12 protein-coding genes are annotated in these 16,769 nt (G+C 70.7%); 8 read left to right on the top strand and 4 right to left on the bottom strand.

Going from position 1 to position 16,769, the window contains the following annotated elements; all coding sequences use genetic code 11:
• From ACWESM_RS29670 to ACWESM_RS29650, 5 genes are all read left to right on the top strand, one after another.
• The coding region (locus ACWESM_RS29670) for a lytic murein transglycosylase (protein WP_452494555.1) at nucleotides 1-1,054 on the top strand (1,054 nt) is incomplete at its 5' end.
• Between the two features lie 526 nt (nucleotides 1,055-1,580).
• Nucleotides 1,581-2,801 carry a hypothetical protein gene (locus ACWESM_RS29665; protein ID WP_364434872.1) on the top strand — a complete coding sequence of 407 codons (1,221 nt, stop codon included), beginning with the start codon at nucleotides 1,581-1,583 and terminating at the stop codon, nucleotides 2,799-2,801.
• Nucleotides 2,802-2,870: 69 nt separating this feature from the next.
• Nucleotides 2,871-4,094, top strand: a complete 1,224-nt coding sequence (locus tag ACWESM_RS29660) for a serine hydrolase (RefSeq protein WP_452494553.1) — start codon at nucleotides 2,871-2,873, stop codon at nucleotides 4,092-4,094.
• Between the two features lie 167 nt (nucleotides 4,095-4,261).
• Entirely contained in the window at nucleotides 4,262-5,503 is a 1,242-nt protein-coding gene (gene trpB / locus ACWESM_RS29655) for a tryptophan synthase subunit beta (RefSeq protein ID WP_364434878.1), read from the top strand.
• A 76-nt stretch (nucleotides 5,504-5,579) separates the two neighbouring features.
• Nucleotides 5,580-6,722 carry a metallophosphoesterase gene (locus ACWESM_RS29650; protein ID WP_452494551.1) on the top strand — a complete coding sequence of 381 codons (1,143 nt, stop codon included), beginning with the start codon at nucleotides 5,580-5,582 and terminating at the stop codon, nucleotides 6,720-6,722.
• Nucleotides 6,723-6,738: 16 nt separating this feature from the next.
• On the opposite strand, the gene ACWESM_RS29645 is transcribed toward ACWESM_RS29650, so the two are convergent.
• Together ACWESM_RS29645 and ACWESM_RS29640 are read right to left on the bottom strand one after the other, a co-directional pair.
• Nucleotides 6,739-8,394, bottom strand: a complete 1,656-nt coding sequence (locus ACWESM_RS29645; protein ID WP_364434881.1) for an alkaline phosphatase D family protein — start codon at nucleotides 8,392-8,394, stop codon at nucleotides 6,739-6,741.
• Between the two features lie 57 nt (nucleotides 8,395-8,451).
• On the bottom strand, nucleotides 8,452-11,064 hold the full coding sequence (locus tag ACWESM_RS29640) for a LuxR C-terminal-related transcriptional regulator (protein WP_452494549.1): 2,613 nt from the start codon (nucleotides 11,062-11,064) through the stop codon (nucleotides 8,452-8,454).
• A 221-nt stretch (nucleotides 11,065-11,285) separates the two neighbouring features.
• On the opposite strand from ACWESM_RS29640, the gene ACWESM_RS29635 reads away from it, so the two are divergent.
• Together ACWESM_RS29635 and ACWESM_RS29630 are read left to right on the top strand one after the other, a co-directional pair.
• On the top strand, nucleotides 11,286-11,699 hold the full coding sequence (locus tag ACWESM_RS29635) for a DUF7144 family membrane protein (protein ID WP_355080529.1): 414 nt from the start codon (nucleotides 11,286-11,288) through the stop codon (nucleotides 11,697-11,699).
• Between the two features lie 217 nt (nucleotides 11,700-11,916).
• A complete protein-coding gene (locus ACWESM_RS29630; RefSeq protein WP_364434887.1) occupies nucleotides 11,917-12,696 on the top strand; it encodes an alpha/beta fold hydrolase in 780 nt (259 codons plus the stop codon).
• A gap of 51 nt (nucleotides 12,697-12,747) precedes the next feature.
• Here the strand turns inward: ACWESM_RS29630 and ACWESM_RS29625 are convergent, their stop codons facing one another.
• Both ACWESM_RS29625 and ACWESM_RS29620 read right to left on the bottom strand, forming a co-directional pair.
• Nucleotides 12,748-14,538 (bottom strand): hydroxysqualene dehydroxylase, encoded by a 1,791-nt coding sequence (locus ACWESM_RS29625; RefSeq protein ID WP_452494547.1) that lies wholly within the window; start codon nucleotides 14,536-14,538, stop codon nucleotides 12,748-12,750.
• Nucleotides 14,531-15,943 (bottom strand): NAD(P)/FAD-dependent oxidoreductase, encoded by a 1,413-nt coding sequence (locus tag ACWESM_RS29620; RefSeq protein WP_452494546.1) that lies wholly within the window; start codon nucleotides 15,941-15,943, stop codon nucleotides 14,531-14,533. The genes ACWESM_RS29625 and ACWESM_RS29620 overlap by 8 nt, the downstream gene beginning before the upstream one ends.
• 169 nt (nucleotides 15,944-16,112) lie before the next feature.
• Here ACWESM_RS29620 and ACWESM_RS29615 point away from each other — a divergent pair, with 169 nt between their 5' ends.
• On the top strand, nucleotides 16,113-16,757 hold the full coding sequence (locus ACWESM_RS29615) for a TetR/AcrR family transcriptional regulator (protein ID WP_356965982.1): 645 nt from the start codon (nucleotides 16,113-16,115) through the stop codon (nucleotides 16,755-16,757).
• Nucleotides 16,758-16,769: the final 12 nt, after the last annotated feature.

Here is a 16,769-nt window from a genome sequence, read left to right as displayed (position 1 = left end):
TTTGCTGGCGGGGATCGGGCGGATCGAGTCGGGGCATGCGGGGGGCGGGCGTACGGATGCGGCGGGCACGACGGTGACGCCGATCTTCGGTCCGGTGTTGGATGGGAGTTTGCCGGGTAACGAGGTGATCAGGGCGGCGGAGGGGGGGTATGTGCGGGCGGTGGGTCCGATGCAGTTCTTGCCGGGGACGTGGGGAGCGTATGCGGCGGATGGTAATGGGGACGGGGTGGCCGATCCGCACAATGTGTTCGATGCGGCGTTGGCGGCGGGGAAGTATTTGTGTGCGGGGGGTTTGGATCTGCGGGATCCGGCGCAGGAGTTGCGGGCGGTGTTGCGGTACAACAACTCGATGGCGTATGCGGCGAATGTGTTGAGCTGGGCTCGGGCGTATCGGTCGGGTGGTTCGCCGACGCAGGTGCGGGTGTCGCCGGATCTGGTGGCGCCGGGGTCGTTGCCGCCGGTGGGGCCGGGCACGGACATGAGCGCGGTCACCACGATGGTGCAGGCGCCGGAAGTGGCGCCGCAGACGTCGGCGCCGCCGCAGCGGCAGTACGCGCCGACGCAGGTGATGATCACGCTTCCGGGTTTGCCGCCGATCCCGTGCGGGATCTTCTGCCCGCCTCCGCCGCCGGCGAATCCCTGTGTCGCGCAACCGGTTCCCGCTCCGATGCCGCAACCGGGACAGCCCGGCACGGGGCGCATCCCTTTGGCGCCGGGGCAACGGTACGGCGCGGCCCCCGGGCAGCTCCCCGGCCCGGACGTGAACAGTGCCGAGGCCGAAGGCATTCCGCAAGCTGCCGGTGCCGAAGCTGTCGACTGCACGCAACCCGGAGCGGACACCGCCACGGGCCCCGCGCCCGACGCTCCGCGGCGGGACGGCGCACCACGCAACCCCGAACCTGCCATCACCACACCGCCCGCGCCGGAACCAGAACCCGAACCCGAACCGGTGCCCGACGCGGAGTCGACACCCACGCCGCAGCCCGGGATCACCCTGCCCTTCGGCATCGTCATCCCACTGCCCGGGCCGCCCCCGCCGCCTCCGGCGGGCTGACCCCTTGCCCGACACACCGACCTGCTCGCATCCGGAGCCTGCCGCTATGCCGCCTGCGGGGTGTCACGGCGGTAGTTCTGAGGATGAACGGCGGCATCGGCCGCAGACCCATTGCGCTCGGCTTGCCCGCCGGCGGGATGCGCGAAATCCGATCCGAGTGTGGGCGCAGTCGCCGAGCGCCTGAAGGAGTTCTTCGAACATTGCGTCCGGCTGGGCCGGATCATGGTTCGCCCGGCGGCGGGAGCCTACTTCGGTAAGAGATCGCACGCACTCGAAGGCGGCCGCAAGCGCGAGAGTGCACGACGCTGCCGCAAAGGCGTATCCGGACTGCGTCGACCAACGTATTGTGGTCGGTAGCTATCGCGTGGCATCTACCAGCGGCGCCCAAGAGACCAGCGGTCTTCGCGGACGCCATTTCGTGCGGTGGGCGCTCGGCGAACGGGTGGTCCGGTGCACCGACCGGAGCCGATCGCCGGCGGCCGCGGTGACGAACCTTTACCGAGACCGGTCGAGCAGAGGTGATCTCATGAGGGCCACAGTCGGAATATCAGCGGAGCAGGCGGTGGTGCGCGGTGTGATGGTCTCGTCGACGGCGCGACGAGGCACTCGCCCGGCCGTGCTGCGCGAGATCGAACAGCCCGTCGAGCACTCCACCGCCGCCTCGGTGGCCGCCACGCTGGACGCGTTGACGTCCGCCGCGGGATCGCGCACCGAAATCGATGACGTCGCGGTCGCGTACCGCACCGTTGCCGAACGGCGGGCAATCGTCTCGCAACTTTCGTCGGCAGCGTGGCGATCGTCGTCGCTGGTGTCGACCAAGACAGCGCTGCTCGCGCTGCTCGAGGAGATGCCGGGCCTCGGCGAGTACGACACGTTGCTGGTATCGGAGGTCGTCGGATACCACACGTCGTATCTCGTGGCCGGGCCGAGTCGGGGCGAGATCCTGGTTTCCGGCACATGGTCGTCCGGTGTCGTCGACGCCGAGAGCGCGGATTCGGCGGTCGACCGGATCAGGCCCGCCCTGGAGGCGGCCGCGCTGCGGCCCGACGCCGTGGTGCTGTGCGGCGCGTCGGCGGGAGACCCGGACGTGGTCTCCGCGCTGCGGACCGGGCTCGACGCCCCGGTCATCGTGGTGCCCGACCATGCCAACGCCGCCGCTTACGGTGCGGCCTTGGTCGCCGCAGCTCCGTTCCGGCGCGCGGCGGAACCGGCAGTGGCCGATCGCAGGCATGGCGGCCGAGTCATCCTCGCCGGGGCCGCCGTCGCCGCACTGCTGGGCGGAGCCGCGATCGCGGTCGCGCAGGCGCGGGAGGACCGTCCGGCCGACGCCGCGATCGGCGGCCCCGCGGAGGCGTCCCTCACCGCCCCCCAGCCCGTCGACCCGAATCCAGCGCTCGCGACCCCGACGCCGGCGGCGGAGCGGGCGCCCGTGTCCATCGTTCCGGAGGCGGCGGTCACCCCGGAGCCGTATCCTGAGCCGCCGGCGCCGCGTCCCGCGAACGCGCAGGCTCAACTGCCTCTGCCGGTGCCCCCTGGCCCCGAACCGCCCCCGGCCGAGCAGCAACCGCCGCCGCACCCGCGCACCACGACGGAATACCCCGAACCGACGACCGCCGCCGCCCCCAACGACACCTTCCTGTTCCCGGGCGAGTCGCCACCGCCACCCTGGAACGCCGACCCGGCAGCGGTTCAGGCCTGGTGGGACAACCACGCGAAGCTGAAGGAGAGCTGGCTGAACGGCCGCTGACCCCGATCGGTGTGCCGCCGCCGTGATCGGCGGGCGGCGGCACCCGCGGCCGGTCGATAAGCTGGCCGGGTGAGCGCACCAACGGCGGGATCGGTGGCGATCGTCGACGACCTGGAGGCCGTGACGACCCGAGGCCCTGAAGACGATCCCGCGGCGACCGGGATCGGCCGCGCCGACGTGGAGGCGCTGTGGGCGTCGGTGCAGGCGTGGTACCGCTTGGGCACGACTCCGGCGATCCAGGTCTGCCTGCGCCGCGAGGGCAGGATCGTCCTGAATCGCGCCATCGGGCACGGCTGGGGCAACGCGCCGGGCGACGGGCCGGACGCGGTCAAGATCCCGGCTACCCCGGACACGCCGTTCTGCGGCTTCTCGACCGCGAAGGGCGTTGCCGGAGCGCTGATGTTCATGCTCGTCGAGCAGGGGGCGTTCACCCTCGACGAGCCGGTGTCCGGCTACATTCCCGAGTTCGCGTCGAACGGCAAGGCCGCCATCACGATCGGTGACGTACTTTCGCACTCCGCCGGGATCCCCTTCGTCACACCGCCGTATCAAGGCGTCGATCTGGTACTCGACGAGGAACTGGCCGTGCGTGGGTTGGCCGATCTGGTCCCGAGTTGGAAGCCGGGACGGTTCCGCGTGTACCACGCGCTGACCATCGGGTTGATCCTGCGGCTGCTGGTGCAGCGCGCCACCGGCAAGCGGATGCGGGACCATCTCGCCGAGCAGGTGCTCGAGCCGTTCGATTTCCGCTGGACCAATTTCGGTGTGCGACCCGAGGACGTCGGCAAAGTCGTGCCGAGCGTGAAAACCGGTCCGGCTCCGTCGCGCACGGCGACCTTTCTGGCGAGCAAGGCCATCGGCGGACGAATGGACCGGGCGTCGCGCTCGGCGACCGACGCCTTCCTAACCGCCGAGCTGCCGTCGGGCAATCTGATCACCACCGCGTCGGAGTTGTCGCGGTTCTACGAGATCCTCACGCGCGGCGCACCGGACGGACGGCGCATCATCAGGCCGGAGACCTTGGCCGAGGCGGTGCGCCCGGCTCGCTGGATACCCGGTGTCGCCGGACGTGTCAGCCGGGCGGGGTTCGAACTCGGCGGGCGCAGGTCGAAATTCGGCCGCGACACCGGGTCGCACTTCGGGCGCAGCGGATTGACCACCCAGTACGGGTGGGCCGATCCGGCTCGTCGGCTGTCCGGGGCGATCCTCACCAGCGGCAAGGCCACCACCGACACCGAGCGGCCGTGGCAGCTGGTCGCTCAGATCTCCGCCACTGTGCCTGCCGACCGGTAGCCAAGCACCGGGAGCCCGCCCGCGCCGATCGCCTCCACCAGTGAGAAGCCTTAGCCATCCGAACGATTTAGTCTGTTAACTCGCTTGTTGCCAACCCGTCGGGTTGTGCTAGCGCTAGCGGAACAGACTGACCCGTCGGCTCTTTGGCGGTGAAAGCGTTGGTGTTGATGAGGATTGACCTTGACGTGGCGGTGAGCGCATCCCGGCACGAGAAGTTCCCCGACGAACGCGGGCGGTTCGGCGTGTTCGGCGGCAGATTCGTCCCCGAGGGCCTGATGGCCGCGCTGCTGGATCTGGAGGACGCCTATCGCCTCGCACGAGACGACCCCGGGTTCCTGGCCGAGTATCGAGAACTGTTGCGGGACCGGGTCGGTCGGCCCACGCTGCTGCATCAGGTACGGCGCTTCGGAGAGTTGCTGGGTGTGCCGGGCGCCCGCGTGTATCTCAAGCGAGAGGACATGGCCCACACGGGCGCCCACAAGATCAACAACGCCATCGGGCAGGCGTTGCTGGCCCGGCGGATGGGCAAGAAGCGGATCGTCGCCGAGACCGGCGCGGGGCAGCACGGCGTCGCGGTGGCGACGGTGTCGGCGATGCTCGGATTGACCTGTGTGGTCTACATGGGAACCGAGGACATGCGCCGTCAGGCTTCGAACGTGATGCGGATGCGGCTGCTCGGCGCCGAGGTGCGGCCGGTCGACATCGGTTCGCGCCGACTGAAGGAGGCGATCAGCGAGTCGGTCCGCGACTGGGTGTCCACCGTGGACACCACCCACTACCTGTTCGGCACCGCGGCGGGGCCCGCGCCGTACCCGCGGATCGTGCGGGATTTCCAAACGGTGATCGGCACGGAGACCAGGAACCAGATCGCGCGCGTCGAGGGCAGGCTCCCCGATTACGTCCTGGCCTGTGTCGGCGGCGGCAGCAATGCGATCGGGGTCTTCCATCCGTTCGCAGACGATCCACAGGTGCGGCTGATCGGCGTCGAAGCGGCCGGGCGGGGGGTGGACACCGGCGAGCACGCGGCGACCCTCTGCATGGGCAGTCCGGGTGAGATCGACGGCTCCTACAGCTATCTGCTGCAGGACGAGGACGGCCAGATCGCGCGGACGCACAGCATCGCGGCGGGACTGGACTATCCGGGTGTCGGTCCCGAGCTGAGTCATTTGAAGGACAGCGGACGGGTGACCTATCGGGCCGCCACCGACGCGGTGGCGCTGCGCGGCATGCAGGCACTCAGCCATACCGAAGGAATCCTCGCGGCATTGGAATCCGCCCACGCCGTCGGCTATCTGATGGAGATGGCCGACCGCGGTGAGATTCCCGCGGGCTCGCTGATCGTGCTGTGCCTGTCCGGCCGCGGGGACAAGGATCTCACCGTGGCCGCCGAGCGGCTCGGTGTGGCATGACCGCTGCTATGGTCGAAAGCGCCCATGGCGCCGGAGAGGGACCGCGCGCTACACCCGCGCACGAGGACGAGCCCTCTTGAAGTTTGTGCCCCGCCTGATCTTGTTCCTGGCGATTCCCGCTGTCTTGTTCCTGCTGCCCTGGTGGACGCTGGTTGCGGCGACCACCGACGAATCCGGCCCGCTGTTCTGGCTGGGTTCGGCACTGTTCCTGCTCGGGTTCGCGTGCCTGCCCGCGGCGATGTATCTCGGCCACGGGCCCGTGCAGTCGGACGCGGCCTCGATCGTCGGCGACACCTTGCTGGGCGTCATGTGGGTGCTGTTCAGCTGGTCGGTGCTGGGCAATCTGGCGCGCGCTGGATTGACCGTCGCGGGCGTAAACGACCCGGCTCGCTCGCGGATCGTCGCGGCGGGCGTGCTCGCGGCCGCGACGGTGCTGGTGGTGTGGGGTGTGATCGAGGCGCGCCGGGTGCCGCGGGTACGCACGGTGGATGTCGCGATTCCAGGTCTCGGCTCCGCGCTTGACGGACTGCGCGTGGTCGTCGTGACCGACACCCATTACGCCGCGCTGAACCGGCTGCGCTGGTCGGAACGCGTGGTCGAGGTGGTCAACGCGCAACGGCCCGACATCGCCTGCCACGCGGGCGACCTCGCGGACGGATCGGTGGCGAAGCGGCACGCGCAGGTCGATCCGCTCGGCAAGGTCGAGGCCGAACTCGGCCGGTTCTACATCACCGGCAATCACGAGTATTTCGGTGACGCGCAGGGCTGGATCGAGCACATGGCCGCACTCGGCTGGCAGCCGTTGCGCAATCAGCACGAGGTAGTGCGCCGCGGCGACGACCGCCTGGTGATCGCGGGCATCGACGACCCAACCGGCATCGGCTTGACCGGTCACGGCCCCGACCTGCCCGCCGCGCTCGCAGGGGCGGACCCGGACGTTCCGGTCGTCTTGCTCGCCCACCAGCCCAGGCAGGTCGCGGAGGCCGCGGCCGCGGGAGTGGCGTTGCAGATCTCCGGCCACACCCACGGCGGCCAGATCTGGCCGTTCCACTATCTGGTTCGCCTCGAGCAGCCCGTCGTGGCCGGGCTGAGCCGCCACGGCGAGCGCACTCAGCTCTACACCAGCCGGGGCACGGGATTCTGGGGTCCGCAGCTGCGGGTGTTCGCCCCGAGCGAGATCACCGTGCTGATCCTGCGTGCGGAGTCGGCGACCGGGTGAACCCCGGGGCGCCGGGTCAGCGGGGGCCGGGCTCGGCGTCGGCGCGGCTGACGGCATCGGGTGCCGACGGCGGCGCAGGGGAATCGCCGGAACTCCACGCCTCGGTGACACCCGGAATGCCGTCCTGGACGATGTAACTGGCGCGGGTACGGATCGGCGCGCCGGGATAGCGGACATAGGGCACGACACGAAAGTCGTTGCGCCACAACCGGTGATCGAGTTCCACCCGGACGTACCCACGCTGGGCGTTGAAGAACTTGACGTCCGGATTCGCCGCGAGCAGACCGCGGCCCTTGTCGCTCAGGTCCACTCCGTCGCCGTTGCTGGTGATCGAGGTACCGGTGAATTCCGCCGCCACAACCGGTGATCCGGGATCGGAGTAGTCGCGCCGCAGGTCGGCGGCCTGGTTCTCGTGCCGGTCGCCGGTGATCACCACCAGGTTTCCGGCGCCGCGCGCCGCGGCGGCGCCCAGCACCGCGTTGCGGTCGGCGACGTATCCGTCCCACGCGTCGGTGGAGACGGCGACCCGCGGACCGGGGTCGGAGTCGTTCTGGCTCATGCCCACCTGGTTACCGAGGACCTGCCAGCGAGCCGGGGAGTGGGTCAGACCGTCGATCAGCCAATCGCGTTGTGCCGCACCGAGGATCGTGCGGTCAGGGGAGAAGCGCTCGGCGCAGCCGCTGACCACGGCGCCGCCGCAGGCCTGCGGGGTGCGGTACTGGCGGGTATCGAGCATGGTGATCTCCGCGAGGTCGCCGAACCGGAAACGGCGATGCAGCCGGATGCCCGCCGCGGACGGTGACTGCGCCAGGCGCAGCGGCTGGTGCTCGTACATGGCCTGGAAGGCGGCGGCGCGGCGCCCGCGGAACAGGGCGGGCACCCGCCAGATGTCGAGGCCGATGCCGGGCGCGTCACCGGCCCAGTTGTTGTCGACCTCGTGGTCGTCCATGGTGACCAGCCACGGGAACGCGGCGTGCGCGGCGCGCAGCGGTTGCTCGGATTTGTAGAGCGCGTAGCGCAGCCGATAGCCGGGCAGGTCGACGGCTTCGTCGCGAAAGCGGGGACCCATCGTGACGCCCGCCCGCCCACGCAGCCAGGCCCGCTCGTAGATGTAGTCGCCCAGATGCACGACCAGATCCAGGTCTTCCCGGCTCATGTGCTCGTAGGCGGTGTAGTAGCCGGAACTCCAGGACTGGCAGGAGGCGAAAGCGAAGCGCAGCCGCGCCAGGGCCTGGCCGGGCGCCGGGGCGGTGCGGGTCCGTCCTACCGGCGACACGGCCGACCCCGCCCGGAACCGGTAGAAATACCAGCGATCCGGGGTCAGCCCGTGCACCTCCGGATGCACGCTGTGGCCGAGTGCGCGAGTGGCCACCGCCGATCCACGTGCCACCACGCGGCGGAAGTACTCGTCGTCGGCGACCTCGTAGTCGACCGTGACCGGGTGCAGCGGCATGCCGCCGAGGCCGTCGGGCGCCAGCGGGTCGGGGGCCAGCCGCGTCCACAGCACCACACCGTCGGGGGCGGGATCGCCGGACGCGACGCCGAGTGAGAACGGATCGCCGAGCCGGCGCGGGGCCGGAAAACGGGCACTACCCGCCGCTGCGGTGCCCGCCAGGACCGCGGCAGACCCCGCGGCGCCGAACCGGAACAGTTCCCGACGTGAGAGGGCCATACATCAGCGTAAAGCCGCGTACGGCGACGGGAAGGCGTCGCGCGAGCGGATGCGGCGTCAGAGCAGGCCGCCGCGGCGAGCGTGATGCAGCGCGTCGACGCGGGAATTGGTGCCCAGCTTGCCGTAGATGCCGCGCAGGTGGGTCTTCACGGTGTTGACCGAGACGCCGAGGTCCTCGGCGATCTGCTGGGCGGTGCGACCGGAGGGCAACTGCTTGAGCACGGTCATCTCGGTGTGGGTCAAGGCGGGGTAGGCAGGCCTGCGCCGCGCCGCGGGATGACGGCGTATCGACTCCGCGAAGCTCTCCGCCCGGCCGAGACGGCCCGCGTAGCTGTCCAGCAAGGGCATCGCGGCGGGCACGTCGAGGAACGGCCGCAGCAGCCGGTGCGGCGTCGCGGAACCCAGCGCGTTCTCCAGCGCGGCGAGGGCTTTGGCCGGAGCGCGGGACTCGTGCTGTGCCGCGGAGTAGAGCAGCCACCCGGTGACCGCGCTGACCGGACGCAGCTCGCCCGCGCGGTCCAGCAGTGGTTCGAGCACCGCGCAGGTTGCCTTGCGACGATCGGCCGCGGTGTGCAGTGCCGCATCGGCCAACCGCACTTCGGGCAGTTCGCCGACGATACCGCGGGCGCGTTCGACCAGCAGTTGCGCCGTCCTGGCATCGTGTACGCGCAGCAGCGCCCACACCACCGGCAGGATCAGGCTGCCGGTCGCCGCGGGCACCGCCTTGTGCTCGAGCAGGACGAGCAGGCTGCGGCGCAGCGCGTCGACCGCGGCCGACTGCTCCTCGGCTCGCTCGAGTTCGAGCAGGCGGCCCACGACGTGCGCGCGCCATCCCGCGACCGGACCGTGGGATCCGTCGTGGTCGACCCGCTCGGTGAGCACCGACGCGATCTGCGCCGCGCCCGGCGTCTCGCCTTGCAGGTAGGCGCCGTAGGCGGCCACGGCGGTCGCCTGGACGGCGTCGGTGGTCTCCAGCAGCCCGTGTTCCTCCGCGATCGCCAGCGCGCGCGCCGCGCGGTCCCGCATCGCGGTGGCGGCGTCGACGGCGTCGGCGGCGAACGCCAGCCGGGTCAGCGCACGCAGCACCAGGCGAGGGCGCCCCGCGTGCTCGGCCAGCGCGAGCCCGGAGTGCAGCAACTGTTCTCCGCGCGTGACCGCGCCGCCCGCGACGAAGGCGGTGGCGATCTGGATCTCGGTGTAGGCGTCGAGATCGGGATCGCCGGTCGGCGCGACGTCCTCCGGAGACTCGGGCAGCACCGCCCCGGTGGTCGCCGCGACGTCGATGGTCGCGGCGAGGGTGAGCGCGTCCAGCCGCTTCGCGTCGGCGAAGGAGGCCTTGGCCGCGCGCCGCGCCGCCGCGGTGTCCAGGCACGCCACCGCGGCGGCCGCGCTGCCCGCGACGAGAGCGTCGACGACGCGCACCAGCCAGAGAAAGGGGTCGTCGAGCAACGCCGGCGCCGAACGGGCCAGATGATCGAACAGCGTCCGGCCCGTGCCGTCGAGCACCATGCGCAGCGCGCACGCCGACAAGAATTCGCACAGTTGCTCGTGGTCGGCGCCCGCGAGCTGATGCGGCAGCGCGGTCTCGGGCAGCCCCGCGGTCCGCAACCAGCGGGCCGACCGGCGATGCAGTTCCGCGCACACGCGCGGCCCGAGGCGGCGAGCTTCGGCGAGGAAATAGGCGCGCACCAGCGGATGACAGGAGAACCAGACGTCGCCGTCGCGCACGACCGAGTCGATCGGGAAGCCGATCAGGTCGAGTTCGTGCAGCGAGTGCCCCGCACCGCCGCCCACGAGTTCGTCGGCGAGCTGCTCGGTGAACGCGACGGGAATGCTGGTACAGGTGAGGAACCGGCGCAGCGTGGGCGGCAGTACCTCGACGAGTTCCCCGAGCAGGAAATCGGTGACCGCGCGCGCCGGGCGGGCGAGAACGGCGAGCGCCGCGGCGCGGTCGTCGGATCCGGCGGCCAGATGGATGGCGGCGATGCGCACGAGCGCGGCCCAGCCCCGGGTCAGGGCGCCGAGCGCATCGAGTTCGGCGCCGGTGAGTTCGCACCCGTGGTGGCGGCACAGCGCGTCGATCTCGTCCGCGGTGAAGGCGAGTTCGCCCGCGCCCCAGCGGGTCAGCCGCGCGTGCAGTTCCAGGACGTGCCAGCGGATCGGCGGAGCCGAGCGGGCGCACAGCATCGTCGTGACGGTGGGCGGCGCGTGGTGCAGGAAATATTCGATACCCGCGAGCAGGAGCGGATCGGTGAGCAGATGAGCGTCGTCGAGCACGAGGATCGTCGGCGTCGTGCGCGCGGCCAGTGTCTCGACGAGCGCCGCGGCGTACGCGGCAGGGGGGCAGGCGTCGGTCGTGGTCGCGATCTCGAACCGCTCGTGCAGCACCGTCCACAGCGACGTCGCGTCGTCGAGCTGCTCGGTGACGGTCAGCCAGGCGACATCGGATCCGCCCGCGGCGTGCCGGGCCGCCCAGTCGGCCGCCAGCACCGACTTCCCGGTCCCGGCGGGCGCGCGCAGCAGTAGTACGTGCCCGGTGCCGGACCTGCTGTCGGCGGCGGCGTACAGATCGGGCCGGGGAATCGGGGTGAACGGCAACGCCGGTATTTCGGCAGCGGACCGCGCCGCGGCGGGGATGCGGCGTAGAGCGGGGACGTGCGATGTGGTCACCGTGCCTCCCGGGCCGTGTGCTGGCAGATCACTACCGCGCCTCGGTAGCGGAACATACCCGGTGCGAAGTCCGCTCGATCAGATCGTGTGTCGTCGTTATGGAACTTTCATTTCGCGCGAACACGAAATATCGGAGTCATCCGAAACGGGTGAAGTGCTGGACGGGGCGACTGGTGGAGATTCGGAAGGCGTCCATTACTTCCCGAGAAAGGGGGCGACCGATGACGCACATGACCGAACCGGAGGCACACCCCGTTCGCCGTGGCATCGCGGCGGGCACGTCCATCGCGGCCGCGATCCTGCTGCTCACCGTCGGTGTGCTGTCGATCTTCGAGGGGATCTCCGCCGTCGCCGAGGACGAACTCATCGTCGTCGGCGCCGACTACGTCTACAAGTTCGACACTACGACGTGGGGCTGGATCCACATCGTGCTCGGCATCCTCCTGGTCATCGCGGCGCTGGGCTTGATGACCGGTGCGACTTGGGCGCGGGTGGTGGCGATCTGCCTGGCCGCGCTGTCGATCATCGCGAACTTCCTGTGGCTGCCGTACTACCCGGCGTGGTCGATCCTGGTGATCGCGCTGAACATCGTCGTGATCTGGGCGGTCGCCACCTGGCGTCCGGAAGCCGTCTGACCGGGCGAACATTGTGGCATGTCACTACACCGGCGTGCGGGAATCGTGGTCCGCCGGTGTGGGTGGGACGGGGGTGGCGGCGATACCGGCTCGGCGGGCAGCGTTGCGGAGAGCAAACTCCGGCGATCGCCCGGTGAAGTCGGGGTTTCCGCTGCCCCCATAGGTGAGGTTGTGGTATCCACCTTCGAGACCGCACTACGAATTCGAAGGGACGCCAATGCCCAGCAAGCCCCCGCTCGTTCTCCTGCACGGTGTCACGATGTCCGAACGGGTGTGGGATGACGTCACACCCTTGCTCGCCGCGCGGCACGAGGTGATCACGCCGACCGCGGTCGGGCATCGGGGCGGACCGCAGGCCCTGCGGCGTCCGGCGCGGGTCGAGCACTTGGTGGACGACATCGAACGGCGGCTGGACGGGCTCGGACTGCGCCGGGTACACCTCGCGGGTAATTCGCTGGGCGGCTGGATGGCCATCGAATTGGCCCGGCGCGGGCGAGCCGAGACCGTCTGCGCGCTCTCGCCAGCGGGCTTCTGGGAAGCCGGGGACCGAAGCCGTTCGGCCGCGACCCGCCGCATCGCCCGCGAGGTGAGCACCGGGCGGCTGCTCGCCTTCCTCGCCCCGGTGGGCCTGCGCAGCGCGGCGGTGCGGCGAACAGCGTTGCGCAACATCGCCGTCCACGGTGATCGCGCCTGCGCGGCGCAGGCCATGACGTTCCTCCGGGACCTGCTCGGCTGCACCGTCACCGCCGATCTGCTCGGCACCGACGAACAGATCGCCGCGCTGGACCCGTTGCCGTGCCCGATCACGGTGGCCTGGTCGGAGCACGATCGTGTGCTGCCCGCGCAGGTCCACTTACCGATCGCGCGGGCGCGGCTGCCCGAGGCCGCGTTCTCCGTTCTGCCGGACACCGGGCACGTTCCGATGATCGACGACCCCGAGCTGGTCGCACAGACGATCCTGACCACCACGAGCATGACCGCCGCCGAGGCATCCTAGGGCTGCCCTGATTCACGCGGCCGCGGCTCAGGCTCCATGGGAGCGGGCCGCTCACACGTCGAGCAGGTGCGGCAGTCCGGCGCGGTAGCGGTCGGCGTCGATGCGTTTCCACGGGTCGAAGACCGGCAGGGACACCAAGGGAAAGACCGGGACGCGGGGCGCGGGATCGTCGGCGGCATCGAGGATCGCGTTCGTGGCGGCGCGGCCGGATTCGTTGGCGCCCTCCATGGTGGCGAGGTCGATGTTGTTGCGCACGTGGTCGCCGCCGAAGAAGAGGTTCGGCACAGCGCAGCGGGCCTCCGGGCGATGGTCGTAGGAGCCGACGGTGTTGACCAGCAGTGGGGTTTCGTTGTGGATGCCGCTCGCGGTCCAGCTGACTCCGGGGTCCAGATGCCAGGAGCGGATGTCCTCGGGACGCAGCCAGCCCGTGCCGGTGTTGAGCCATTCGCTCAGCTGTGCCCACACCTCTTCGGCGATCTCGGCGGCGGTGCACTGTTTGGCCGTTCGGTGGAAGCGGATGCCGGGGGAGTCCCAGTCGGAGATGTCCACCGAAAGGCATTCCCGCACGGTGCCGTCGCCGTACCGGGCGGCGAAGTCGCCTACCCACATCGGCGCTTGACGCAAGGCGGTGAGCGCCCACGGCGAGCCGAGCGCGGCGATGTGGCCTTCCGGCAATTCGGTCGGGCGGGAGAGGTAGTACTGGATGCCGACCATCCAATCGGTCCGGAGTTCGCGCATGCCCGCCAGATGCGGGTCGGCGTCGATGATCTCGTCGCTCAGTAGCGCGACCGCCTTGTCCACCGGCATCGCGCACAGATACCAGTCCGCGGTGACCGCGCTGGAGCGGCCGTTGGGATCGGTGACGGTTGCCGAGGCGATCCGGCCGTCTCGCAGCTCCAACCGCCTCGCCCGCTGCCCCAGCACGAATCGCACGCCCCGCGACCGCAGGTGCGTCACCCACGGATCGATCCAGGCTTCGTTGGTGGGGCGGTTGAGAATACGGTCGATACCGGCGGAGTATTGCGGGATCGCCCCGGTTCCCGCCAGGACCAGGGCCTCCCCGATGGTGCCGATCGTGCGGGCCGAACTCGACTGGGGTTTGGCCGCGACGGTGATGCGGGTGAGGGCGCTGACGAGATATTCGCGGTAGGCCGCCGACTTGCCCTCGGCGCGCAGGATCTGTTCCCACGTCACGTATTCCCATTGCCCGAACCGCCGTTCGGTGCACGAGGTGAACCAGACGGCCATCTGTTTGGCGAAGAACGCCAGTTCGGCCGGGGGCAGTTCGGGGATGAAGCCGAAGGCGCCGATCAGCGTGTTCTGTATGCGCTGTGGTGTGAGCTGGTCGATGCCCCCGAAATCGACCGGCGCGAACAGTGGCGGCCTGCCGCGGAATCCCGCGACCGTACCCTCGACGCGAACCAGGTTGCCCGCCACGCCATCGGCATTGCCGGGGAACGGAATTCGGCGCATGGTGTCCGGAAGATTCTGATAGCAGCCGGGGAAGAACCGGAAGCCGTGCTCGCCGGGCAGGTCCGCGCGGCCGTCGGCGCCGGTGCCCGGCACGCCCATACTGCGTGCCTTGCCGCCGAGGAACGCCGGTTCGTACACGGTGACCTCGTAGCCGCGTTCGATCAGTTCGTGTGCCGCCGAGAGCCCGGCGACTCCGCCGCCCAGGACCGCGACCGACTTTCCGCCGGTGCGTAGTCCTGGCGTTCGGCGTACTCCCGGTGGTGCGGCGTGGGCGGGGGCGGCGGCGATGGATATTCCGGCCGCGAGCGCGCCGCGCAGCAGGTCGCGGCGGGTGAGGTCCAGGGTCGGCCGAGGGCGCGGGTCATGCATGTCGATCTCCTGAAGATGCCGCGAGACTGTCTTGCGGCGGCCGGGACGGGATGGCGTCGGCGGGCCCGGTGCTGGTGAAGGCCCGGGCTTCCCTTCGTTCGGAGACCGTGTCGCGGCATTCGCCGACCAGGTCGGCGAGGACGGGCCACGGTGCCCGCCACGAGTCGCGCAGCGCTCCCGCCGCGAACGCTGCGGCGCGTGCGGGAGTGAAGACGTCCTTCGGTTCGATGGTGCGGGAGAAGACTTCGGTGACCCGGTCGGCCAGCACGGGGTCGCCGGCGGCCTTGCGGTAGAGCTCGAACTCCAGCGGGCGCATCGCCGTGCCCCGGGCGAGGCGGTTGGTCCACTGGTAGACGCCTAGGCACTCGCGATCGCGCAGCTGTTCCCACGCCGTCAGGACGGTGTCGAGATGCGCGGTGTCGTCGAGGGCGGGTGCGGCGAGTTCGCCGAGCAACCGGCCGTAGCGCAAGGCGTCGCGTATGCCCTGCGCGGTCACCGGGTCCTTGAAATGGCCCGCGTCACCCGGCAGCGCCCAGCCCGGCCCGGTCGAGCGCCGGAAGTAGGACGCCAGGCCGGTGGCCGCACGCACCCGCCCGACTCTGCGGCAGTCGCGCAGCCGCAGCCCAAGACCTGGTAGTCGGTCGATGGCCTCCTGATACCGGAGCTCGGCCCGACCGGCGCCCGGCTCGGGAGGCTGCGCGGGCGGTTGGACCAGGCTGAGCAGCAGACCGTCGTCGCAGGGGAACGCGGTGCCGAGGTCGGGACCGCAACGCCATTGCGCGGCGACGTGCCGCTGGTCGGTTGCGCCGTCGTGCCAGTACGCGAAGTAGCAGTCCCGCCCGCTCGGTGCGGACAACCGGGGCCGGGCGGCGCCGACGAGCCGGGCCACCGTACTGCGGCGGCCGTCCGCCCCGACGATCAAGCGGGCGCGCACCTCGTGCACGCCACCGGCTTCGGTGTAGCGGACGCCGACGCAGCGACCGCCGGACCACACCAGGTCGGTGACCCGGACGCCCTCTCGGATCCGCGCTCCGGCCGCGACGGCGGTGGCCACCAGCGCGGCGTCCAATCCGGTGCGCCGCACGCACATCGCGTGGCCGATGCCGTCCACCGGTGTGAACGACGACCGGACCTGAAGGCCGTCACCATCGGCGAAGGCCGTGGTCAGCGGGGGCGCGCCGAGCCGAAGGACGCGCTCGAGAGCGCCCACGCGGCGCAGTTCGGCCAGGCCCGCGGGCCACAGCAGGTGTGTCGAAAGGGTGTCGGACGGAAAGCGCGCCGTGTCCAGCGCGACGACGTCCCGCCCTGCCGTGGCGAACGCGATGGCGGCCGCGGAGCCCGCGCAGCGCGCGCCGACCACCACCACGTCGGTGTACTCGATTGCCGGAGCGGAGGATCCGCGCATCCCCGAACACCTCGGTCGCATAGTCTCGGACACTGTGTCCGATCGATCGTGAGCCGTGGGTGCCCGAATGTCAATATCGGTGCCGTGTCGGCAGAATGGACGCCATGGTGGGACGCACCCGACCGGCACAGCCGAGTAAGGCGGCCGCCGCGCCGCAGAGAGGAGCCGGATGCCCTCGCTGACCCGAGTCCCCAGAAGCGCGCGGAAACCGGTCGACGACCGGCGCGCGGAATTCGAACGACGTGTCCTCGCCGCGGTGGAGGAGTTGCTCGCCGATGGCACGCCCTACACCGAGATCGCCGTCCACCGGATCGCCGCCGCCTCGCAGTCGGCACGCTCGACGTTCTACCGGTACTTCCCGGACAAGAGTCAGCTGCTGATCAGGATGGCGGAATTGGCCACGGCCGATCTGTTCGAGGCCGCCGAGCGCTGGTGGCTCGCCGAGCACAGCGGGCGGCAGGCCGGTGTGGTGGCTGCCGTGCGAACCATGATCGCGGGCTTCCGCGAGCACCGCTCCCTGCTGCTGGCGCTGAGCGAGGTGGCCGCCTATGACCGTGACGTCGGCGCGTATTGGCGCGGGCGGGTCGCGGAGTTCGTGCGAGTGGTGCGATCGCGATTGGAGACCGACCTGGCCGAGGGCCGGATCAGCCCGGCGATCGACCCGCAGGCCACCGCCATCGTGCTCACCTCGATGGTCGAGCGGGCGATCGCGGCGAGCTTCTCGTCCGGGTCGGGAGTCACCGACGACGCACTGGCGGAGGCGCTGGGCCGCGCCATCTGGTTGACCGTATACGGCGACGCACCGTCCTCCTGACGGATCACTCGG

The sequence above is a fragment of the Nocardia sp. NPDC003999 genome (assembly GCF_053604885.1).
Note: the sequence above shows the minus strand (reverse complement) of the source record. Positions and strands in the feature narration are given on the sequence as shown.